This window comes from bacterium (assembly GCA_026416715.1).
In the GTDB taxonomy this organism is placed as follows: domain Bacteria; phylum UBP4; class UBA4092; order JAOAEQ01; family JAOAEQ01; genus JAOAEQ01.
In genome coordinates, this window is sequence record JAOAEQ010000010.1 from 1 (window position 1) to 23,678 (window position 23,678).

Genomic DNA, 23,678 nt, shown 5'->3' on the forward strand with positions numbered 1-23,678 from the left:
GCTAGAACTCGACCCCGTCCTGATTCAGGTAACCAAACCTTATTTAACCGCAGATGACCGCAGTGCATTATCCGATGCCCGAATAGAAATTATCCATCAGGATGGAAGACGGTATCTGAAACGAACTGCGGAACGATTCGATATTATCATCGTTAATTTAACTGACCCGAAAACGGCGCTGGTTAACCGATATTATACGCAAGAGTTTTTTCAGGAAATTCAAGGGAAATTAACCGACACCGGGATTTTCTGTATTGGGTTGCTTGGTGGCGAAAATTATCTTGGTCCGGAACTGTTAAACCTTAATCAAACAATATATCACACGCTACGAGTAGCGTTTAATCAGGTTGTTATTATTCCCGGCGACCGTAATCTTTATTTCGCATGCCAAGATGAACGTATCATTTCTGATAAGCAACCGGAACTTATCGCACGATGGATTGCCCGCAAGCGTAACCTGCCGACTCAATATTTCAATGAATATATGATTGAAGTAGTGGTTCAACCGGAACGGGTCAAGTTTATCCAGGAACAATTGGCGAAACCAGCGGGGATCGTTATCAATCAGGATTATCAGCCTACCGCATATTTCTATACGCTCCAACTCTGGGTGAAACAAAGTAAAGGGATAATCAAATCAATATTTACTATTGTAGCTACGCTAAAGTTGTATCAAATTATTTTGGTTATAAGCATCGGTTTCATTTTGCTGGTTATGGTAATGATGAGAAAACGCCATTGGCAGAATCCGATCGCTATTGTTACGGTAGCTCTTTCAACCGGATGTATTGGAATCAGTTTAGAACTAATCTTTATCTATACATTTCAAGCGCTATATGGATATGTATATCAATGGATAGGATTTATCATAGCGCTTTTTATGCTCGGATTAGCTCTCGGTAGTTTGCTCGGCACGAAACTGACAAACTATCAGCCACGCAAAATGCTGCTTATTGCAGAATTATTTATCCTTTTACTGTGTTTACTTAATCCGATTATTTTGAATGCTATCAAGAATCAAGAGAGTGCAGTATTTATCCTACCCCTATTAACCCTGATTATTGGCGGTGTGGTCGGAAGCGAATTTCCATTATGTGTCGCAGCATATCAGTATCACCATGGCAAAACTCAGCGGATAGCGGTTGGAAAAGAAGCTGGCGGATTAATGTATGCGAGTGACTTGATTGGTTCAGCGGTCGGTGCGATAACCGCAGTGATTGTTTTGATTCCGATATTCGGAATTATTGCTAGCATTTACTTAATGGCAATCCTGAAACTCGGGAGCATAATCGTATTATCTATCCCAAATTTTACCAACTGATTTCACGGTTTGTTTTTTGATTTTCAGTTACCATCTTGTAACGCTACGTGGTTTCATCAGGTTGACAATTGACCGTATTTCGCGTTAAGGTATTCAAATAAATATGGAGGTAACGAACTATGCGTAAATGGGTATTGTCCCTTTTTATTAGTATCGTAGCCGTTAGTTCAATTCCATCGTTTGCGGATATAATCACGTTAACCAGCGGGAAAGAACTGTTCGGTGAAATTATCTCCGAATCAAATGGACTGGTGAAAATAATGACACCGACCGGAACATTTGCACTTAATACCGCACAAATCGCAACGATGACCAAAGAAACGATAACTGAAACGCAACTGCGCTTTGGCGATTATTATTTCGAACGGAAAGATTATTATAAAGCGGTAACTGCATACCAGAAAGCGATAGCGGCGGATTCAACTAGTTTGATTGCTGCGGCGAAATTAGCGCAAGCGCAACAGTTTCTTAAAGATATCTGGTTAAAATCGATTGCGGATAGAATCACTGCAATAGATGAATTGGTTAAACAAGGGAATTTCAAAACCGCTTTGGAACAATATGCGGAAATTACTACGTTCGAACTCGATTCCAGCTGGATTGCGCAGGTGCAAAATAAGATGGCTGATGTGTATGTTCAGATATCAATGACTGAACCCGACCTAAATCTGCGAATAATGTATGTCCAACAAGCGCTGGATATTTATCCCGAATCCGCTTCCGGAAACTATATGATGGGCAAATTGCTCCTTCAGCTAGGTAAACTCGACAATGCGGAAGCATACTTAGAAAAAGCGGTTAAATTCGACCCGCAATCTGCTGAAAAACGGATTACGTTAGGTAACGTATATTTACAACGGGAAAATTATTTCGGTGCAGCACAGGAATTCGAAGCCGCTAAACAGATTTCTCCAGCGCGATTCTATGAAATTAAAGATGAATTAGCGAAATCGTATTTCAAACTCGGTGAACAGAAATATCGTGAACGGGACTATGCGGATGCGGTGAAATGGTTAGCCAAATATACGGCTACAGACCCTGCTGGGGATTGGAAACTGTATTATCGCGCGCAATATCAGCAACGTGCACAGGAAATTGACCCGAATTCACCGAAAGACCATTATACCGTAGCGTTATTCTGTATCGAAAAATCGTTGTTTGAAGAAGCAATTGCTGAACTACAAACCGCATTGAACCTTGACCCGGGCTATGCACTCGCGCGGAGTAAACTGGTTGAAATCTATGACCGGTTTGCAACGCCGATATTTCAACAAGGAGTAACTTTTTTCAATCAGCGCAATTATGAGAACGCATTAGAGCGGTTTAGTCTGATAACAGCTAAATATCCGTTAAGTACACTCCGCCTCTCCGCTAACCAATATATTGCGCAGGCACGAGAAGCGTTAGCGCAACAGATATACGAGCGCGCAAAAACTGATTTTAGTAAAGGGTTGATTGATAAATCGTTCTACGAACGCGCGTATGACGGGTTTAGTGAAATTGTAGAAAATTATCTGGATTATTCCGGATGGCAGAGCGCGAAACAGATGCGTGACCGAACCTTAACTGAACTCCAGCGCGCGCAATTATCGCCGGAAGATGTGCGTCAGCAGAAAATAAGAGAATTAGCAACGTATATCGATAGTATGGTCGGACCGGAAAAAGCTACCTGGCAACGAATTATCAGTTTAGCGCAGTTTGACGCTACCGATTTTGAACGGAATATCCTCGGACTTGATGAACCAACGAAAAAAATTATCCGGCAGGAAACCGCACGATTAGTCTATTTATTTAATAATCAATTAGATATATTATCTGAAAAATTGCAGATTCGACGTGACCGGATTCGCACCGAACGCGACCGGATTAAACGACTTGAGTTAACCTTATATATTCTCGCATGTCCCGGTGGCGATTATCCGGTCTGGATGGAAATCAAGGATTATTTCAACGGCGGTCGCGCAGAGTTTGATGAAGCGAAACCGAACTTTTCATCATTTACACAGCAACGGATTCAAGATATCGGAGTAGATGAAATATATCGGGTGCTTAACTTGAAATAATGATTGGTTGTTCGCAACGATTCTAAAACCTAATGGTTGCAGCGATTTATTTTTACTCTAGGTAATCGGATTCATTTAATTGCTGTAATCGTCGCGTTAATAATGGATACTACCAAATTCGTTAATCTCACCGCATATGCTGAACGAAAAGAAGTTATCGGTAAAGTGATAACCGTTCTTGATGCAATGGCGGAATCTCGCGGGTTATGGCTGATATCAACCTATTCCCGTGCGGTACCGAAATACTCAATTCACGAGCTGATTCTAACTGATGAAGCCGAGCCGAAACCTGGAGAAGCGGTTAATCGCATAGCCTATCTCTGTTTTTTTGAAGTAGCTGAAGGTGGTGTTATTCCGGTCGGAGATAAACTCTATCTCAATGACCAGTTTATCGGAACGATTAAAGGATTCGATGAAACGCATCTACCGAATCATCTGAATATTATCGTTTATGCGGAAAAACGGCAAACCGGCAAAGAATTGGGATTTACGCTCGGCGCCCAGTTATCCTTTAAACCGAAATAGAAAATATATTTCTCATTTTGATATAGTGTAATACCAAATGGTACCATCTCAATGTCAAATCAATGTCACAATGACTTGATACCGAAACTATTTTGGTTGTTGGGTTTTGCCATTTGAAAATTAATAAATAATATTTATTTAGGAGAGAAGAATCATGGCTAGTTATAAATATCGGTTTCAGATGTATAAAGAGTTACATAAACAAATCCCACAGATTTACGCTGAAGCGAAAAAATTCGCTGATGATATCGGTTTGCCACCGACATTGAAAGGGAAAATTGGGTTAACTGGTGCGGTATCGAGCTGTCATGGGTTATTAAGTCGTGAAGTGAAAGAAGCGATGGATAAAGCGAGTCGGCAAGTGATTGAAAATAAGTTTCTTGCGGAAGAAATTCGCGAACTGGTTAAAGATGTTTACGGTGACGAATATGACGCCGCAGCGATTAATACCTGTGAAGCTGCATTATGGGTTACGTTCGATTGTTTAGCGAGTCCGCCGATGCAAGGGCGCGGTGATAATTATCAAGCGCGATATATTGCACTCTACGAACGGCATTTGCATCATCAAGGAGCGTATGGAAGACCGTTCCCACCACGATATAAAGATATATTCGCTGATCGGGGCGTTACCGCTGGTGAACTTGGGTTCTATGGAAAACGATTAGAAAATCTCTCGACGGTTATCGTTCCGTTAGTCGGTGCAAAATATCCGGTTCATGGAATTAAAGGATACCCGGTAATATTGTTGAGTCAGGTGAATGCACAAGCGTCGTTAGAGAAAATCGAAGATGTAGCAGAGTTAAATTCCTGCTATCTCACGGCGATAACTTCGCTCGGTTATGATACGGTCGGATATGGGTACGGTACTAAAGATAAAAATGGAACGCCGGAACTGCAAAAAGGATTATCGGTTATCGCGCGGGAGTTTAATGTTCCGTATATCATTGATAACGCGTGGGGTATCCCGTTTATCGGCGCGGATATCCGAAAACTCGGTGGCGATGTTATGGTGTATAGTATGGATAAAGCGAGTGGCGCGCCTACCGTCGGTCTGATTATCGGAAAAGAAGATTCGATGGTGCCAATTCGACGAGCGCTTGGGATGCATAGCGATCGTTCCGGTGCCGGTTTTGCGTATGGAAAAGCAGCGTATGTTACCAACGATCCGGGAAAAGAAGCGTTAGTCGGGCTTATTGCGACTTTAAAAATCCTGCGGGATAAACCGAAAATGATAACTGACCCGGTAGATAAACTATTTGAAATTGTTAAACAGGAATTCTCGAATATCCCGGCGAAATTCCAACCAGATCTGTTAATTAATAAAACGTATAATAGTGCTGCAGTCGAAATTAATTATGAACGGACGTGGAAAGATAACCAGATGGGAATCCCGATTTTCTCGATTGAAGATATGTATGCCGGAACGAATATTCTCCAGTCCGGATTAGCACAAATGGGGATTATCCCTACCATAGGCTACGATGCGAATATTTTCATTTCGTTAGGATTAGGAACTCTCGATGAAGAAGGGAATTTGTTAGAAAATGAAACCCGGATTATTGTTCGCGCGTTAGTCGGATTGATTAATATCATCTGCAAATACGCCGGAGTAGTGTAATATCATTAGTCTCTAGCCCGTAGTTCTAAGAAAAAAAGGAGTTTATTTTATGGCAAGAAATGTTATCAAGACTAACCATGCACCGGAAGCGATCGGACCGTATTCGCAAGGGATACGAATCGGGCAATTTATTTATACTTCCGGCCAAATACCGATAGACCCGAAAACGAACACGATTGTCGGTGGTGGTATCAAAAACCAAACGAAACAGGTGCTTGAAAATATTAAAGCGGTTTTAGCAGCGAGTGGCGGTACTATGCAGGATGTGGTTAAAACGACGGTATATTTAACGAATATGCTCGATTTTGCTGCAATGAATGAAGTCTATGCGACCTATTTTACTGAACCCTATCCTGCGCGAACTACCGTTCAAGTCGCTAAACTGCCGAAAGATGTTGCGATTGAAATCGATGTTGTTGCTTATCTCGGGTAACCACTAAATAACGGAACAATTTGAGAATTGAAGAAAAAATTTAAATAGGAAATTTATATTCTTTCGTTCATCCGTTCTTACGTTATTTTCATTGTTATGAACGTAAAAAATAAAATACTCGATGCAATAGATATCGAAACATTTTTCATCTGCCAGGATGAATTGGAAGCGAAACAGCTGGTTCAAGAGCTATTGAAAGAATTAAATCTGGAACATGGTGATATCGTTTCGCTAGAACATAACGGGCTCGGTGCACAGGTGCGGATTCGTGTGTATATCCATCATCCGGGTTTAAAATACGCCTGGCTAGAAAAAGAAAAAGAATAATGATTACACCGATTGAGTAATATTGATTACATAGATGTTAATCGCTGTAATCGTTTCTATAATCAGTGTAATCAGATTTTAGAATTATGAAAGTACTCCTCGCTCCACTCGACCCTGTCCACGATGTCGGATTGAAACTTATCAAACGTAAACTTGACGATCGTGGACATCGAACGATATTACTACCGCCGGATGTTTTTGCAGAAGAAGTCGTTGATGCGATTACATTACATCAGCCGGATGCGGTGCTAATCAGTCGAACCGTTGGATATGATGCAACAACATTACTCGGTAACCTAATGAATCTCATTAAAGCGAAAGGGTTACGTGATAAATCACGGTTTGCTATCGGCGGGATGGCAGTAACCGCAGAAATGGGTACCCAACTGGGGTATGACGCTTGTTTTCCACCACGGACACCAATTGAAGAAGTTATTGCGTTCGTTGAACAGGCGAAAGGAGTCTCCGTTGGACTTGAACGGAAACCGAAACAGAAACGAGATTTAACCGCAGGGTTTAGTTTTACGGTTAAAGATAATGAGGTAGAAGAATTACTTAACAAAATCACTGATGCAATTATTGAATGGACGAAAGGAAAAACGTCTCCGGGAATTAAACGTGCGCGAATAACCGAATCGCAATTAGAATCGCTTGGCGGGTCGGTCGAAAAATATACCGCACTTCCGTTCACCCGGGAATATCTAGAATTAAGCGACCAAACTATCGTTGATTTCTATCGTCAAGGGAAATTACCGGCACATACTCGGCTTATTGAACGGAAAGAAATCGAACAACTCTATACGTTAATCAAGCAGGCGAATAAAACTATCCATCCGCAAATTCTCCAGTATAAAACGGAAAAACCGGTTGTGTTTATTCAATACGGAACGGGATGTCCTATCATGGATGCGGTACATATCAAAGTTTGCGAAGCGTGGGGAGCTGATGGCGTTTTACATTTCGACCCCGCTTGGGGCGCAAGAACGGAAGGACTGCCTGACGGTTATCTCGCAGACGCAGTTGATGGGACTCCAATAACCTACGCCAATTTAAGTTTGATTAAAGATTCGTTATTACCGTCAACTCTATGGTCAGTTCGAGCGCATCGTGGATTGAATACTCCGGAAATAATTGTTCTCGCCGGGTTCCTCGGTGCGGATTTAACCAAAATAAATATTGCGTACGGTTCGTTAGGAGCGGGAACCGACCCCGCACGGTTGACCGTTGACGGCGTTGAATCGTTACGACTTGCCGCAAAATATCATATGCCGTTCGACATCCCGACTAATGAAGAGTTATGTGGTGTTCCGGCATATAAAGCGTTCGCGGGGATGCTGATTATGGCTGCGCTCGGGTTGAAACTTGGTGCGAAACCGTTATTGAAACCGCTCATCTGTTATTCGCCGGAAATGATTATCAGCGGTAAAATGGAACAGAATTATGTTGATTATAACACCGCGAAAATTCTCGCGTTGCGTGAACTCGTTGATATCCCGATTTGGGCTGGTGAACCTATCGGATTTATGACCCATACCGAAGAGAAAGTACAGTCTGCTAGTGCAACGGCATATCATTTTTCGTTAATGGCAGGGTTAGGAGTTGACGTTGCGACTATCGCATCAACAGATGAAGTTTATTCTCGCGGACCGATAACCGGTATCGGGCGGATCGGAACGTTGAACGCCGTTAAAGAATCGTTCCGCTTCTTCGGGGGAACGAAAATGCTTCCGTCTGACCAGGCACTCCAATGGAAAGATGAACTGAAATCGAATATTAAAGAAACGTTGAAACAGGTTGCTAATGCTCCGTCATTTGTTGATGCGCTTTACGCCGGTATCCTCGGTAGTAAAGAAGACGGCGCTTATCCCGGTCGGTTTGGAAAAAATACTGTGACCTTGATATAGACCTTAAAATATTATTTGGAAACCAGAAATCTAAGAACTGCTTAAACTTCAATGTTCAATATTCATTTTAAATTAAAAATTGTTAATTGAACATTTTTGCATTGTACGTTTTATTTTGCTTTTCGCTCTTCTTCGAGTCGTTTTCTACCATCTTCGAAAAACGGTTCCGCGAATTCAGAATCCCAGGTTCGCTCTTCAAACGTCCGATTGGTAACGGTGTTCAGGAACCGGTCGAAATCGGCAAAATAACTGCCGTAAATATGGAAACTATCCGCAATATCAACATACCGACCGACTTTAACCTCTTGATTGATCCTATCGCTGATTTGGCTCGCGATTCGTTTCTGCAAATCTGTTAATGCGAAAATGTTCATAAACGCAGCTTTATATCCATCTCGGGAACGCCAATGCGTATTCATATTTAGAACCGGGATACCAGATTCATTGGGTAATAACCGACACCAGACACGCTGTAAACATGGCGGATCTTCAGTTGGCGGGTCGGTTAATACGTTCCAGGTTATCGCTTGCGCTCGACGGGAATATCCCGCTTCTGATAGTTTTTTAACGATATACTCAATCTGATTAATTACTTTCCCACCGATTTTATAATTGAATAACCGTTCGTGGTAAGTATACGTCCATTTCCCTTCTTCCGGTTTAATCCAATGGTCATGCACTCCTTCAACTACTTCCTGCCGATATATTTCTAAATCTTCTAATCCCGCAGGAAACGACCGATGGATTCGTGGTTCTTTAAACGGGTCGAGACAAACCATAACCATGGTACAATCGCGACTTGGCGGGTCGTCCGGCTTATCATATTCAGTTTTAATCGCAACGCCTTGCTCCCAACAAGCTAGTACCGCTTTCTCCCATGTTTCTGGTAACGTCTCTCCTTGAACCATTAAAACAGGTATATTCCCATTTTGCATGTTGTTGTATTCCTTTCTGATGAATGATAAGTTACTTAAAAATATCTGCTAAAATGTATTTATTAATTTTCCTACTCTAGAAGCAAGTTCGCCAATGGAGAATTTGCTCTTCTGCTGATATTATTTAAGTTAAACAAACGCCCTAATGGTGAGTTTACTGCCGAATTATTGTCGCTGTGTAACGCTTTTGTACTCGCTTGTCCCGTATAGTTCTTTCATTATTATTTTTCAAATAATTAAAAGCATATCATAAAATAAATCAAAAATACTATATCAAATTTAACCATAAAGTCACTTAACACAAAGTAATCCTATTCAATTTATCTTAGTATCTTCGTATCGTGGTGGTTTGACTTAGGTTTTAATGTAGTTAATATCAGTTAATATTGTTAGTTACTCTAGTTTAAGCTATAATTATCTATTACGTTATCAATATAAAATCCATTTAGGAGGATTTATTCTATGAAATTAGCGGCACGTACTACCCGGATCGAAGCATCACCGACGCTAGCGATTTCTGCAAAAGCTGCACAGATGAAAAAACAGGGGATTCCAGTCATTGATTTCGGAGTCGGTGAACCGGATTTCGATACGCCGGAAAATATCAAACAAGCGGGAATTAAAGCGATTCAAGATGGGTTCACCAAATATACTCCTGCTGCAGGGTTGCCAGCGTTAAAAGAAGCGATTTGTGAAAAACTGAAAAAAGAAAATGGGTTAGAATATACTCCGGCGCAGATTATCGTTTCCTGCGGTGCGAAACATGTTTTATATAATATCATGATAGCGCTTCTTGAAGCTGGTGACGATGCATTACTCCCCGCGCCATATTGGGTAACCTTCCCGGAACAGATTAAACTAGCGGATGCGAATGTTATTGTAATTAATACCGAAGAGAAGAATGATTTTAAGATTACCCCTGACCAGTTGAAACAAGCGATTACTCCGAAAACTAAACTGCTGATTCTAAATAGTCCATCGAATCCTACCGGCTGCGTATATACTAAAAAAGAATTAGAAGCTATCGCTGACATCTGCGTGAAAAACAATATCGTGGTTGTTTCAGATGAATGCTATGAAAAAATCGTTTATGACGGTGTTGAACAGGTCAGTATTGCTACGTTAGGAAAAGAAATATACGATTTAACCATCGTAGTTAATGCGGTTTCAAAAACATATTCGATGACCGGCTGGCGAATCGGGTTTGCTGCCGGGCCGACCGATGTTATTAAAGCGATGAGTGAAATTCAGAGTCATGCGACCAGTAACCCGACAACCTTTGCGCAGATTGGCGCTATTGAAGCGTATAAAGGACCACAAGATAGCGTAAAAATGATGGTTGCAGAATTCGATAAACGACGGAAACTGTTGGTGGATGGATTAAATTCGATTCCAGGCGTTTCCTGTCGGGTGCCAAAAGGCGCATTTTATGCGTTTCCGAATGTTAGCGGATTGTATGGTAAAACATTTAACGGGAAAAAAATAACCAATTCGCTGGAATTATCCGCATATCTGCTTGATGTCGCGCAAATAGCAGTCGTGCCTGGGTCAGCGTTCGGTGCAGATAATTATTTACGGTTTTCGTATGCTACTGCAACGAAAAATGTTATTGAAGGTGTAGAACGAATGAAAAAAGCGGTCGCATTCTAAAAGAGTTTGCGTTAAATGGGATACCGCAGCGGCATTTCCAAATGCTCCCGCAGCGCAGGTTAGAACGTTATCATAATTATATAAGTTTCGGGTAATTTGCGGAATAATTTAAGTTTCGTAAGCGCAGAGGAACCAGTTTTCTGCGCTTTTTTATAAATTATAAATAGAGAAGAGAGTAGATTGGTTTTTGTCGAGCAATTTGCTTTCGGTAAACGAAATCAATCGGTGGTTCGTTTTAGAAAACGATATACCATGTTAACCGTGAGCGAAAGATTCGGCGAAGATTTCAAGCTGGTTTAGCTAAGGATGACATGAGTTATTCACGTTAGAACTTGACAGTTTGATTTCGATTGAGTGTAATAAAATAAATCTGCGGAATCGGTGTTTTATGAATTTAAAACAATATTTTCGAGAACGGCGGAATCTGGTTAATCACTCGTTACGTCGCTGTTTCCCGAAAAAAGAGAAGTATACCAAAACTTTATGGAACGCAATGCATTATTCGGTGTTTACTGACGGGAAACGGTTACGTCCGATACTGGCGATTGCAGCGTATGAAGCGGTAAACAAACAATCTGATGCGAAACACAATGAAGCGTTACTAGCCGCATGCTGTGCATTAGAGTTTATCCATACCAGTTCACTCATTTTAGATGACCTACCCTGTATGGATAATTCTGATATCCGTAGGGATAAACCGTCAAACCATATCGTTTTCGGAGAAGGACCGGCGCTGCTAGCAGCGGATGCGTTATTAACCTACGCTTTTGAAATTTTATCCGCAAAAGTTCCGCCGAAATACTGTATTCCGATATCAGCGATATTAGCTGAATCTGTCGGTCCGAAAGGAATGATTGGCGGGCAGGTGATTGATATCAAATATCGCGGACGTCCTGCGAGTTATAAAACGTTAAAATATATTCATACCCATAAAACCGGAGCGCTATTTGTAGCCGCAGCAACTATCGGAGCGACATTAGCGAATGCAAATGCGAAACAAATCAAATCGTTAGTTGATTACTCTTCTCATATCGGGTTAGCATATCAGATAACCGATGATATTTTAGATGTTATCCAAGCACCGCATCATCCACGGATTGTTCATCCGGAAGTTAATTTCGCGTCTACGTTAGGGGTTGATAAAGCGAAAAAAACGGTGGCTACATTGGTTAATCAAGCGTTGGAGAGTATACAACAGTTAAACCATCACGCAGACCCATTACGCGAAATCGCTAAGTATATTGGAAAAAGAACTCAATAATAATTACACGGATTCACCGTCGCTATAATCTTGTTTGAAAGGCGCTGTAATCATTTTCAATTATGTTATTTGAGAACGGTAAACTTAATCCTGGATATCTAAAACTCGATTTATATTGTCGAGGAATTAAAATAGATGCAAGTTGTGAACTGGAAAAAGATGCCCGAACTGTGCTCCGAACCCGAGCAGGGTTGGGTAGCGGGCTCGAAGCTATCTTGCCGGATAACCTTTATACCAACATTCCGTTAGAAGAACATTTTGTTGCTCATACCCCTTACGTACTCAAGAAAGAAAATGGACAATATGCGATATATCGCGATGGACAATTTGTATGTCAAATTCGTCTGCCGAAACGACCGAAATTTTATGATATGAAAACGAGTAGCGGAAAAATCATGTCATCAATTGGGGTGATGCAAGGAACGTATCTCGGAATATATCCAACAGAAACCTGCGGGTATTGGAAAGAAGATATAAACTGCAAATTCTGTTCAGTCGGACTAAATCTCGGAGTACAGGATTCAGCAGAGAAATCAGTACAGGATGTTCTAGAAACTGTTCTTGCCGCACATGAAGAAGAGAAAATCACGTTCGTTCACTTTAATACCGGAACCTATCAGGTCGGGTTATGCCCGAAAATCGAACTGGATGAATTAGAACCTTATATCACCCCGGTTAAGAAAAAAACCGGATTATTGGTTGGAGTGCAAACTCCGCCTGCACCGGATTTAACCCGATATAATAAACTTCGGGATATGGGGGTTGACCACGTTTCGTTCTGTTTCGAATTATGGAACGATACAATCTTGAACGAACTCTGCCCAGGGAAAGCTACGGTTATCGGAAAAAAGCGGTATCTTGACGCCATTGAATATTGCGCGAAAATATTCAAACCAGGTGCGGTTTCCGGAGAGATTATCGCTGGATTAGAACCGGTTGAAGATACGCTCGCTGCAATTGAATGGATAACCGACCATGGCGCATTTCCGACCATTTGTATTTTTCGACCTTGTGTCGGGACAAAACTGCAAGATTGGAATCCACCGGATACCGATGCTATGGTTCCAGTATTTCGGAGAATGTATGAAGCATGTATTGAAAAGAATGTGCCGATTGGAATTGCGCCGAATGTTCATGTGAGTTTGGTGCTGTTACCGGTTGAAGGTAGATATTTTGTCACCCAGAAAACCTTCAGCTTCCGCACGAAAGAAATGATGATGAATTCACTTAAATATCTCTTCCGCGGATATTTCTATACCCGCCTGTGGTTGCATAAAGTAACGCATTAATCTATTTTCCTAAAAACACCGCATGTTATCTTTCTTTATTCAGAATTATTTTTTTTAATAGTGTAGACCATGAACCACATGTAGCGAAGAAGCAAATTTATTTAACCATAGCAAAATATAAGCGGAATTATACTGTGGATTCTTTAGAATGATCGATTTAATATCTTCAATATCTCGCGGTCTTCCAGCAATAATTTTATGGATAATAACATCTTCAAGCGTTGCAAATTTAACGTTTACTTTACCAATTTTAATCGATCGCGCTCGCTGTATTGCTTGATGCTCATACGGAGAAAAAGAAAAAATAAAATCAATATCAATTTCCTAATGTAATATCAATATCCTTCGTCAACCGAGGTTCGCCATAAATTAACACCGCTTGTCCCCCGATGACCATATATGGCATATTATGTCGATTTAATTCAGTGACTATTCTTTGAATGAGTTTGTCGAACACTATTAACCACCTTTGCAATTTTAATTTTTATTTCTAGCCCTTCAAGCGGATCCTTAACCGGAAGGATTCCAAGCGATTTTGCTTCTTGATACAATGCATTAACAATCTGAAAATTTCTCCTAATATCAACTTTTTCTTTGCGAATTTCTGCCCGTCTAAATTGTTCCCACATTTTAGTATTTTTTATCATAGTTTTAAAATTATGCTTTTATTGTAAACCTTTTTATGTTATTAATCAAGTTGAATTAAATTTTTTAACGCATAACACTGTTCAAATAAATTAACCATTTTCTTTGTATTTTTAACGGAGCGAAAACGGAATTGAACGGAACAATTCCGTATTTACTCCATTCACTCCGTATCAAAACTATATACTATAAAAATTTTCTGAATTTATCGGGGTTCATAATAAACTAAAATTATTGTAAATATTAAATTTAAGCCGTTGACAATAAAGCAAATGTATGGTAGAATATTTATGGTAAAATAATTAATATAAATCTATGATTTTATTAGAGTTAAATTGTTTACGTTACAAAAAAGTACACAAAATGTAAATCTGTTATTTTTTTATCAGAAATAAGTCAAGTTAATTACCTTAAATAATTGAAAAAAAATTATTTTAAAGAAAGTAATGATGATAATTTTATCCCATAAGTTTGTTAGTCAAAATTTCGTTTGATTTGAATGAAAAATAAAAGGGAGTGATACGTTTTGGCGAATAACCATCAAACAAATAATAATGTCGTGTATGATGCATCGAAAATTCAAGTTCTTGAAGGGCTCGAAGCGGTACGAAAACGACCAGCGATGTATATCGGTAGCACGGGCAGTCCTGGTCTCCATCATTTAGTATATGAAGTTGTTGATAATAGTATTGATGAAGCGCTTGCTGGATTCTGTGATGAAATTAATGTTTTCGTCCATGTAGATAATAGTATAACTGTTATCGATAATGGGCGTGGGATACCGGTGGGTATGCATCCGGTACATAAAAAGAAATCAGCGGTTGAAGTTGTATTAACGATGTTACATGCTGGTGGGAAATTCGATGGCCAGATATATAAAGTTTCCGGTGGATTGCATGGAGTTGGTGTTTCTGTGGTTAATGCGCTGTCTGAGTGGTTGGAAGTTGAAGTAAAACGTGATGGTGGCGTTTATTTTCAGCGCTACGAACGTGGGAAACCGGTCTGTCCGTTGGAACAAATTGGAAAAAGTAAAAAACATGGTACCAAAGTTACCTTTAAACCCGACCCCGATATTTTCGAAGTGTTAGAATATAATAGTGATATTCTCGCAAATCGCTTGCGGGAATTAGCGTTTCTGAATGCAAATGTCAAAATCACGTTGGAAGACCAGCGGACGAATCGAAAAGAAGAATTTAAGTATAGTCGCGGAATTAAAGAGTTCGTTGAATATCTTAATGAAGGGAAAGAAGTTCTCCACGATAAACCGATTTATTTCCAGAAAGATAAAGAGTTTACCAACGGCGATAAATTAGACCGAGTTGAAATTGAAATTGCAGTCCAGTATAACGATTCTTATACTGAGAATGTATTTTCCTATGCGAATACGATCAATACTTCTGAAGGTGGAACCCATCTTACTGGATTCCGAACCGCATTGACCCGCTGCGTCAACGATTATGCGTTCAAGAATAATCTCCTGAAAAAAGATGAACCAAGCTTGCAAGGTGAAGATGTTCGCGAAGGACTCACTGCGGTGATAAGTTTAAAAATCACGAATCCCCAGTTCGAAGGACAGACGAAAACGAAACTCGGAAATTCAGAAATAAAAGGAATCGTTGATTCGATTGTGTATGAAGGGTTAACCGAGTTCTTTGAAGAGAATCCAGGCATAGCGCGTCGAATTTGCGCGAAAGCTATTAATGCGGCACAGGCGCGAGAAGCAGCACGAAAAGCAAAACTACTCGCACGACGAAAAGGAGCGCTTGATGTTAGTTCTCTCCCCGGTAAACTTGCGGATTGTTCAGAACGGCAACCAGAATTATGCGAATTATACCTGGTGGAAGGTGATTCCGCTGGGGGAACCGCAAAACAAGGACGAGACCGCCGATTTCAAGCTATCCTACCGTTACGAGGGAAAATTATTAATGTAGAAAAAGCACGGTTAGATAAGGTGCTCTCAAATGAGGAGATTCGAACGATGATTACTGCAACGGGAACTGGTATCGGTGAAGAAGATTTTGATATTTCGAAATTACGGTATCATAAAATTATCATTATGACGGATGCGGATGTTGATGGCGCACACATTCGTACACTCCTATTAACCTTTTTCTATCGGCAAATGCCGAAACTCATCGAACAGGGATATATTTATATTGCGCAACCGCCATTGTATAAAGTTAAACGGGGAAAGAAAGAGCAGTATATCGAAAAGGAAGAAGAATTAGCAAAATATTTAATTGATTTAGGTTCTGATGATGTCGAACTTTACAAACTGAATGGAAAGAAAGAAACACCGGTTGATCCTGCGGTATTCCGGAAACTGCTAGACGATTTACTAGAATTAGAAAAAATTGCGCAAGTGTTAAATCGGAAAGGACTAACATTACAAGAGTATCTTGATTTAAGAGAAAAGAAAACTGGTCGGTTGCCGTTATATAAGGTCATGATTGGCGATGAGGTTAATTATATTTACGATGAAAAAGAATATATTAAACTCATGGAACAACTTGAGGAACAAGAAATCCAGCCTAGTCTTTTTGATGCAAAGAAGGAGGAACAACCCGGGGTAGAACTCGCACTGCCTAAATATACGGTAACTGAATTTGCTGAAGCGCGTGAACTTGATGTGGTGATTAAACGGTTGGAGAAAAAAGAAATTCCGTTAACGGTATATGAACTTTCAGAAAAACCCCAAGATGCTAAACCATTATTCCGTATTGACGATAACGGAAAACAGTATCTGTTATATAGCGTTAAAGAAATTTTAGATAAAGTGAAAGAAATCGGACGACGTGGTTTAACCATAACTCGATATAAAGGGCTAGGTGAAATGAACGCTGACCAGCTCTGGGAAACCACGATGAATCCAGAAACGCGAACGATTCTCAAGGTGAAAATGGAAGATGCAGTTGAAGCAGAAAAGATTTTCAGTGTATTAATGGGTGACCAAGTTGAACCACGACGGAAATTTATTCAAGAGCATGCTCCGGAAGTTCGCAATCTCGATATTTAAATAACCTATACCACGGAGAAACGAACCAATGAAAGAACAGAAAATCGATATTTTCTTTCATTCTTTTCGTTTTTAACTGAACTATGTTTGACCAACGAGAACGAGTTGTTTCAGTACATATTGAAGATGAAATGAAGAAGTCGTATATCGACTACGCAATGAGTGTTATTGTCGGTCGTGCGTTACCGGAGGTACGCGACGGATTGAAACCGGTCCATCGTCGGATTATCTATGATATGTATCTGCAGGGGATGATGTCAAATAAACCTTATAAAAAATGTGCCGCTATTGTTGGTGATACGATTAAGTTATTTCATCCCCATGGGGAAATGGCAATCTACGATGCGTTAGTTCGATTCGCGCAAGATTTCGCCTGCCGGTACCCGTTAATTGATGGTCAAGGGAACTTTGGTTCAATTGACGGCGACCCACCAGCTGCATATCGGTATACCGAAGCACGATTATCTGCTATTGCGGAAGAGATGCTTGTAGATATTGATAAAGATACGGTTAATTTTGTTCCGAATTTTGATGAATCTACGACCGAACCTACCGTGTTACCATGCCGGATTCCGAATCTCCTCATCAATGGGTCATCTGGAATAGCCGTCGGTATGGCAACCAACATTCCACCACATAACCTCAATGAAGTTGTTGACGCTTTAATTCTTCTGATTGATAAACCAGAAGCGAGCTTAGAAGAAATTATGCAGGTTCTTCCTGGTCCTGATTTTCCGACCGGCGCACAGATTCTCGGTCGAGAAGGTATTATCGAAGCATACCGCACGGGCAAAGGAAAAATTGTTATCCGCGCGCAAGCGATGATTGAAACGTTAAAGGGCGGGAAAACCCAGATTGTTGTAAATGAAATCCCCTATCAAGTGAATAAAGCGAATTTGATTGAATCCATTGCGAGTTTAGTCCGAGAAAAAAAGATTGAAGGGATTTCCGATTTGCGCGATGAATCGGATCGAGAAGGAATGCGCATTGTTATTGAGTTAAAAAAAGATGCGATTCCGCAAGTGGTGCTGAATCAGTTATACAAACATACCCAGTTACAGGATTCTTTTGGTATTATCAATCTCGCTCTGGTTGATGGCAGTCCACGATATTTATCGCTGCCCAAAATGCTCTTATTATTTATTGAGCATCGGAAAGAAGTGGTTACGCGAAGAACGAAATTCGAGTTGCGTAAAGCGCAAGATCGAGCGCATATCTTAGAAGGACTAAAAATTGCGCTTGACCATCTAGATGCGGTAATTAACCTTATCCGAGCATCGAAAACGCCGGAGGAAGCTCGCGATGGGCTTATGACAAAATTCGGATTAACGGAAACGCAAGCGTTAGCGATATTAGCGATGCGGTTACAACAACTAACTGGGCTTGAACGGCAGAAAATTGACGATGAATATCGTGAGTTGATCAAAACGATTGAATATTTAAATTCAATATTGCGGAACCCGAAAATGGTCTTAGATATTATTAAAAAAGAATTGCGTGAAGTTAAAGAGAAACATGGAGATAAACGGCGAACCCAAATTGTGGATGCAGAAGGTGATTTTGAAATGGAAGATTTAATTGCTGAAGAGAATATGGTCGTAACCATTACGCACGGGGGATATATTAAACGGATATCACCGTCAACCTACCATACGCAACGGCGTGGTGGAGTCGGAGTAACGGGAATGGAAACAAAAGAAGAAGATTTCGTTGAGCAGCTTTTCATAGCGTCAACGCATGACTACATTCTCTTCTTTACGGATAAAGGTAAAGTGCATTGGTTGAAAGTATACGAAATCCCGCAAGGTGGTCGAGCTGCAAAAGGGAAAGCGATCGTGAACTTGCTTGAAATTTCACCGGAAGAAAAAATCACTGCGGGCATCCCGGTTCGAGAGTTCGATTCAGAACATTATATCGTTATGGTAACTGAACAAGGAATCATTAAAAAAACCGAGCTTGCGGCATTCAGTAATCCGAGAAAAGGCGGGATTATCGCGGTATCACTCGAACCCGGCGATAAATTGGTAGAAGCGAAATTAACTAATGGACATCAGCAGATTCTCATTGGAACCAAACAAGGTAAGGCGATTCGCTTTCCAGAAACAGATGTTCGTCCCATGGGCAGAACCGCACAAGGGGTTCGCGGAATCCGATTAGAAAAAGATGATATTGTTATCGGTATGGAAATTGTCCAAGAAGGCGGAACCTTATTAACCGTTTGTGAAAATGGGTATGGTAAACGAACTGAAATTAGTGAATATCGCATTCAGAGTCGTGGCGGCAAAGGAGTGATAAATATTAAAACTGATGAACGTAATGGAATGGTGGTTGGAATCAAAGAAGTTATTGATTCGGATAAAATGATGCTTATCACCAGCAAAGGTATGGTTATCCAATGTCCGATATCTGAAATTCGGTCAATTTCGCGAAATACAAAAGGGGTTCGATTAATCCGATTGGAAGAAGGGGATAAAGTCGCTGCCGTAGCTCGACTCGGAGAAAAAGAAAATGAAAACGGAGAACCCGAACCTGCTGCAGCGAAACTATAACCTTATCATCATTGAAGTTTCCAAATGTAAGCGAATTGAGAATGCAATTCTTAATTCGCTTTTTTTATTGGTGGTATTCGTTCTAACATGGTCATCGTTTTGAATTTTGAATCGTGACCAAAACTTTTTTAATGCAAAAACTCTGCTGTTATAGTAAACTAATTTAGGGGATTTAACAGCAAATATAATTTAAATATAGATTAACATGACCATTCAATAGCAAATATTATGGGGAATATATGCCAAAACAGACCCTAGTAAAAGATAAACGGAAAGAAACGATTTCCATTTTAGAAACATTATTACAATGCAGTAACGTCTTAAATTCAACCTTACATGAAGAAGAAATCTTTGCCATGGTTATGGATATGTCGAAGTCATTATTGAATGCGGAAGCGAGTTCGTTATTTGTCATTTCACCTACCGGAACAGAACTCTATGCAAAAACCGCTCGTGGGAAAAAAGGCGAATTAATCCAGGGAGTAACCCTTAAATTGGGACAGGGCATCGCGGGTTGGGTAGCGAAAACCGGGAAACCACTATTAGTTCCAAATGTAGCAAAATCGAAATATTTTAATCCTTCGTTTGATAGTAAAAGTGGGTTTGAAACAAAGTCAATCATTTGTGTTCCATTGAAACGGAAAGATAAATGTATCGGTTGTTTAGAGGTGATCAATAAAAAGGATGGAAAGGAATTTACGTTACAAGACCAAGCGATTTTATCAGCGCTCGCTGACCAGATAGCTATCGCATTACAGAATGCTCATCTGTATGAGGAATTGAAGCAATCATATCTTGCAACGGTACAAACGCTTATTGGGGCAATCGAAGCGAAAGACCGATATACGAAAGGGCATTCCCAACGGGTTTCCGAGTATGCGGTAGAAACTGCAAAACAGCTCAATCTTCCGGAAATGACTATTGAAGCGATTCGGATAGCTGCGTTGCTCCATGATATAGGGAAAATCGGGATTAGCGATAGTGTGCTCTGGAAACCAGATACCTTAACTGATGGAGAACGAGCGATGATTGAACAGCATCCGAGTATTGGCGCAAAAATATTAAGTGGTGCGGCTTTTCTTGCCGATAAAATTGATATGATTCGGTATCATCAGGAACGATATGATGGTCGAGGATATCCGGAAAAAATAAAAAAGGATAAAATTCCGCTCGGGGCTCGAATTATTGCTATTTGTGATACGTTCGATGCATTAACTTCAACGCGACCGTATCGGCGAAGTAAATCTGGTGATGAAGCGATGCAAATTATTTTAAAAGAAAGCGGTACCCAGTTCGACCCAAAAGTTGCACAGGCATTTGAAAAAGCGTATCTGTCGACTATTCGAAATCGGGTAAAGGAAAAAGAGGAATTATTAGCCCCTGTTTAATGTTTGCTTAGATATCCATTGATAGGCATTAATTATAGGAATCTACGTTCTTAGCGGAGTATCTACAAACTCTTTAGGTACAGTATGCAAACTACATTAGCGATGATATTAGCCGGAGGGAAAAGTTCTCCGCAAGATATTCTTTCCCGAAAACGAGCGAAATCAGCGATTCCATTCGGTGGGAAATACCGAATCATTGATTTTGTACTTAGCAATTGTGTTAATTCGGGTATATATGACATTGGGATTCTTGCGCAATATGCGCCGAAGTCGCTTGCGGAACATATTAAAGCAGGAAAACCGTGGGATTTAGACCGTCAGGTTGGCGGAGTTAGAATTCTGCAACCGTATCTTGGTCGAACTGAAGAAACTGGTTGGTATCGTGGAACCGCTGATGCGTTGTATCAGAATCTCGATTTCATTACTCAAAAGAATCCAAATTTTATCCTTGTTCTTTCTGGTGACCATATATATAAAATGGACTACCGGAAAATGCTCGAATTCCATCAGCAGAAAAATGCGCCGGTCACCATTGCTATTACGGAAGTATCGGAGTCTGATGCGAAACGATTAGGTATTGTTCAAGTTGATAGTCGCGACCGGGTCGTTCATTTCGAAGAGAAACCGCAATATACGAAATCCAACCTCGCTTCAATGGGAATATATTTATTTAACACCGACATGCTGTTAGAAAAATTGAATGATATTGGAAAGAATGAACGGTATGATATTGTTTTCCATATTCTTATAGAACTAATTCAACAACGGCTCGTGTATGCATATCGGTTTTCAGGATATTGGAAAGATATCGGGGCAAACGCAGATTACTGGCAGGCAAACATGGATTTACTTGACGCATCAGACCGAACGGTTTTATATAATCCTAGCTGGATTATTCATACTACTTCAGAACGAAAACCGCCGGTGCGATTTCATTCCAACGCTACCGTGCTCAACAGCCTTGTCGCCAATGGTTGCGTGATTGATGGATATGTAGAACATTCGATTCTTTTTCCTGGGGTACATGTTGCACGTCATGCTCGCGTAACCAACTCGGTGGTCATGCATCGAACCATGATAAACGAGAATGCGACTATTGATTATGCGATTTTAGATAAAGATATCTGGATTGGTGCCGATAGTGTTATCGGCGGAAACGATATCCAACCGCAACCTTATGACCGGCAACAATTAGAACAATATATTACGGTGATTGGGAAAGGTGTCCAAATCCCATCACGAATGCACATTGGTCGAGGATGTCTACTTGACCCTGATATTCCGAGTGATTTTTTCACAAATTTAGTTATTCCGAACCATTCATATATCAAGTATCAAAAATAACGATATTGCTGATTACATACTATTATGCAGTTAGAGCGGTAAGAAGGCTATTTCTTTCACCTCTAACGACAAATAAATTAATGTTATGCGCCAGATAGTAGCTATGATTTTAGCCGGTGGTCAAGGAAACCGGCTATCCATTCTATCTGAAGAACGAGCAAAACCTGCAGTTCCGTTTGGCGGAAAATATCGACTGATTGACTTTACGTTAAGTAATTGTGTTAATTCCGGAATTGTTGATATCGGTCTATTAACTCAATATCGACCGAGGTCACTCTATGAACATATTGAAATCGGTCGACCGTGGGACTTAGACCGTATGGATGGTGGGATAACCATTTTACAACCGTACCTTGGGCAGAAACATGCTGAGTGGTACTCCGGTACTGCAGATGCAGTATATCAAAATTTATCTTTTTTAGAAGGGAAAAAATGCCAATGGGTTTTTGTCCTTTCCGGTGACCATATTTATAAAATGGATTACACGAAAATGCTCGATTTTCATCGGGAACATTCTGCAGAATTAACCATTGCGGTTATCCCCGTTCCTATGCAAGAAGCATCACGGTTCGGTATAATGCAACTCGATGCACAAAAACGGATTATTGATTTTGAAGAGAAACCTGCGAATCCGAAAAGTAACCTCGCATCGATGGGAGTATATTTGTTTCAAAAAGAATTATTAATCGATGCGGTAACTAACGATGCTCAAGATGAATCTAGCGATCATGATTTCGGAAAAAATATTATCCATAAATTAATTCATCACCATCGAGTATTTGGTTTTGAATTTCAAGGGTATTGGCGTGATGTCGGAACCGTTGCTTCGTATTATGAGGCAAACATGGATTTGTTAACCACACCGCCATTACTTGACCTTGATGATCCAGATTGGGTCATCCATACTAAAAGTGAAGAACGACCGCCCGTTAAACTCAATAGCACAGCAACAGTCAGACGAAGTCTCGTTGCAAATGGATGTGTGATTAGCGGGTATGTCGAAAACTCGATATTATTCTCCGGTGTAATTATCGAACCGGATGTGGTGGTTAAAGATTCGATTATTATGACTGATACTAAAATCAAACCACATACTATCATTGACCGTTGCATAATCGATAAACTCGTCGAAATTGGAGAAAATAGCTATATCGGGTATGGTGAAATTGCAAATACTCCAAATTCGGGAATAACCATTGTTGGTAAAGCAGCGCAGATTCCGGCTTCGACCCGTATAGGACGCGGATGCATAATCGACGCAAAGGTTCAGGAAGCGGATTTTCCTAACCGCAATATTGAATCAGGTACCGTGATTCATCATAGGTAGACCTCCAAAAACTAATTGTCAAGCGCAAAAATATCTCATAACCATTAAGCTACTTTAACGCAATCTTACTGTTGCAATCTAAT

17 protein-coding genes are annotated in these 23,678 nt (G+C 40.4%); 15 read left to right on the forward strand and 2 right to left on the reverse strand.

Annotated elements, in window-relative coordinates; genetic code table 11:
• The 7 genes from N3A72_05520 to N3A72_05550 all read left to right on the forward strand — a co-directional run.
• The coding region (locus tag N3A72_05520) for a hypothetical protein (protein ID MCX7919060.1) at window positions 1-1,321 on the forward strand (1,321 nt) is incomplete at its 5' end.
• A gap of 119 nt (window positions 1,322-1,440) precedes the next feature.
• On the forward strand, window positions 1,441-3,384 hold the full coding sequence (locus tag N3A72_05525; protein ID MCX7919061.1) for a tetratricopeptide repeat protein: 1,944 nt from the start codon (window positions 1,441-1,443) through the stop codon (window positions 3,382-3,384).
• Window positions 3,385-3,486: 102 nt separating this feature from the next.
• Window positions 3,487-3,909, forward strand: coding sequence for a hypothetical protein (locus tag N3A72_05530; GenBank protein ID MCX7919062.1), 423 nt, complete (start codon window positions 3,487-3,489; stop codon window positions 3,907-3,909).
• Window positions 3,910-4,063: 154 nt separating this feature from the next.
• Entirely contained in the window at window positions 4,064-5,527 is a 1,464-nt protein-coding gene (locus N3A72_05535; protein MCX7919063.1) for a hypothetical protein, read from the forward strand.
• 49 nt (window positions 5,528-5,576) lie between these two features.
• Window positions 5,577-5,960 (forward strand): RidA family protein, encoded by a 384-nt coding sequence (locus tag N3A72_05540; GenBank protein MCX7919064.1) that lies wholly within the window; start codon window positions 5,577-5,579, stop codon window positions 5,958-5,960.
• 96 nt (window positions 5,961-6,056) lie between these two features.
• Complete coding sequence (locus tag N3A72_05545) at window positions 6,057-6,287, forward strand: hypothetical protein (GenBank protein ID MCX7919065.1); 231 nt, start codon at window positions 6,057-6,059, stop codon at window positions 6,285-6,287.
• 86 nt (window positions 6,288-6,373) lie between these two features.
• Window positions 6,374-8,191 (forward strand): cobalamin B12-binding domain-containing protein, encoded by a 1,818-nt coding sequence (locus tag N3A72_05550; protein MCX7919066.1) that lies wholly within the window; start codon window positions 6,374-6,376, stop codon window positions 8,189-8,191.
• A gap of 110 nt (window positions 8,192-8,301) precedes the next feature.
• Here the strand turns inward: N3A72_05550 and N3A72_05555 are convergent, their stop codons facing one another.
• Window positions 8,302-9,126: a thymidylate synthase gene (locus N3A72_05555; protein MCX7919067.1), complete on the reverse strand. Its 825-nt coding sequence runs from the start codon at window positions 9,124-9,126 to the stop codon at window positions 8,302-8,304.
• 462 nt (window positions 9,127-9,588) lie between these two features.
• Between N3A72_05555 and N3A72_05560 the strand changes: the two genes are divergently transcribed.
• From N3A72_05560 to N3A72_05570, 3 genes are all read left to right on the forward strand, one after another.
• Window positions 9,589-10,776: a pyridoxal phosphate-dependent aminotransferase gene (locus tag N3A72_05560; GenBank protein MCX7919068.1), complete on the forward strand. Its 1,188-nt coding sequence runs from the start codon at window positions 9,589-9,591 to the stop codon at window positions 10,774-10,776.
• Window positions 10,777-11,164: 388 nt separating this feature from the next.
• Window positions 11,165-12,037, forward strand: coding sequence for a polyprenyl synthetase family protein (locus tag N3A72_05565; protein MCX7919069.1), 873 nt, complete (start codon window positions 11,165-11,167; stop codon window positions 12,035-12,037).
• 62 nt (window positions 12,038-12,099) lie between these two features.
• Window positions 12,100-13,326 carry a radical SAM protein gene (locus tag N3A72_05570; protein ID MCX7919070.1) on the forward strand — a complete coding sequence of 409 codons (1,227 nt, stop codon included), beginning with the start codon at window positions 12,100-12,102 and terminating at the stop codon, window positions 13,324-13,326.
• A gap of 422 nt (window positions 13,327-13,748) precedes the next feature.
• Here N3A72_05570 and N3A72_05575 read toward each other — a convergent pair whose 3' ends face one another.
• Complete coding sequence (locus tag N3A72_05575) at window positions 13,749-13,973, reverse strand: hypothetical protein (GenBank protein MCX7919071.1); 225 nt, start codon at window positions 13,971-13,973, stop codon at window positions 13,749-13,751.
• 524 nt (window positions 13,974-14,497) lie between these two features.
• On the opposite strand from N3A72_05575, the gene gyrB reads away from it, so the two are divergent.
• The 5 genes from gyrB (at window position 14,498) to N3A72_05600 (ending at window position 23,595) form a co-directional block, all read left to right on the forward strand.
• On the forward strand, window positions 14,498-16,987 hold the full coding sequence (gene gyrB, locus N3A72_05580; protein ID MCX7919072.1) for a DNA topoisomerase (ATP-hydrolyzing) subunit B: 2,490 nt from the start codon (window positions 14,498-14,500) through the stop codon (window positions 16,985-16,987).
• 83 nt (window positions 16,988-17,070) lie between these two features.
• The gene (gene gyrA, locus N3A72_05585) at window positions 17,071-19,536 is read left to right on the forward strand and encodes a DNA gyrase subunit A (protein ID MCX7919073.1); all 2,466 of its coding nucleotides are present in this window, start codon (window positions 17,071-17,073) and stop codon (window positions 19,534-19,536) included.
• A gap of 239 nt (window positions 19,537-19,775) precedes the next feature.
• Window positions 19,776-20,924, forward strand: a complete 1,149-nt coding sequence (locus tag N3A72_05590) for an HD domain-containing protein (GenBank protein MCX7919074.1) — start codon at window positions 19,776-19,778, stop codon at window positions 20,922-20,924.
• Between the two features lie 84 nt (window positions 20,925-21,008).
• Window positions 21,009-22,268, forward strand: coding sequence for a glucose-1-phosphate adenylyltransferase subunit GlgD (gene glgD, locus N3A72_05595; protein ID MCX7919075.1), 1,260 nt, complete (start codon window positions 21,009-21,011; stop codon window positions 22,266-22,268).
• 85 nt (window positions 22,269-22,353) lie between these two features.
• Entirely contained in the window at window positions 22,354-23,595 is a 1,242-nt protein-coding gene (locus N3A72_05600) for a glucose-1-phosphate adenylyltransferase (GenBank protein ID MCX7919076.1), read from the forward strand.
• Window positions 23,596-23,678: the final 83 nt, after the last annotated feature.

Coding starts and splice junctions, on each gene's coding strand:
- N3A72_05545 (MCX7919065.1), top strand. CDS start 6,057: ATGAACGTAAAAAATAAAATACTCGATGCAATAGATATCGAAACATTT.
- gyrA (MCX7919073.1), top strand. CDS start 17,071: ATGTTTGACCAACGAGAACGAGTTGTTTCAGTACATATTGAAGATGAA.
- N3A72_05535 (MCX7919063.1), top strand. CDS start 4,064: ATGGCTAGTTATAAATATCGGTTTCAGATGTATAAAGAGTTACATAAA.
- N3A72_05600 (MCX7919076.1), top strand. CDS start 22,354: ATGCGCCAGATAGTAGCTATGATTTTAGCCGGTGGTCAAGGAAACCGG.
- N3A72_05560 (MCX7919068.1), top strand. CDS start 9,589: ATGAAATTAGCGGCACGTACTACCCGGATCGAAGCATCACCGACGCTA.
- N3A72_05565 (MCX7919069.1), top strand. CDS start 11,165: ATGAATTTAAAACAATATTTTCGAGAACGGCGGAATCTGGTTAATCAC.
- N3A72_05590 (MCX7919074.1), top strand. CDS start 19,776: ATGCCAAAACAGACCCTAGTAAAAGATAAACGGAAAGAAACGATTTCC.
- N3A72_05555 (MCX7919067.1), bottom strand. CDS start 9,126: ATGCAAAATGGGAATATACCTGTTTTAATGGTTCAAGGAGAGACGTTA.
- N3A72_05550 (MCX7919066.1), top strand. CDS start 6,374: ATGAAAGTACTCCTCGCTCCACTCGACCCTGTCCACGATGTCGGATTG.
- N3A72_05530 (MCX7919062.1), top strand. CDS start 3,487: ATGGATACTACCAAATTCGTTAATCTCACCGCATATGCTGAACGAAAA.
- N3A72_05525 (MCX7919061.1), top strand. CDS start 1,441: ATGCGTAAATGGGTATTGTCCCTTTTTATTAGTATCGTAGCCGTTAGT.
- glgD (MCX7919075.1), top strand. CDS start 21,009: ATGCAAACTACATTAGCGATGATATTAGCCGGAGGGAAAAGTTCTCCG.
- N3A72_05570 (MCX7919070.1), top strand. CDS start 12,100: ATGTTATTTGAGAACGGTAAACTTAATCCTGGATATCTAAAACTCGAT.
- N3A72_05540 (MCX7919064.1), top strand. CDS start 5,577: ATGGCAAGAAATGTTATCAAGACTAACCATGCACCGGAAGCGATCGGA.
- N3A72_05575 (MCX7919071.1), bottom strand. CDS start 13,973: ATGATAAAAAATACTAAAATGTGGGAACAATTTAGACGGGCAGAAATT.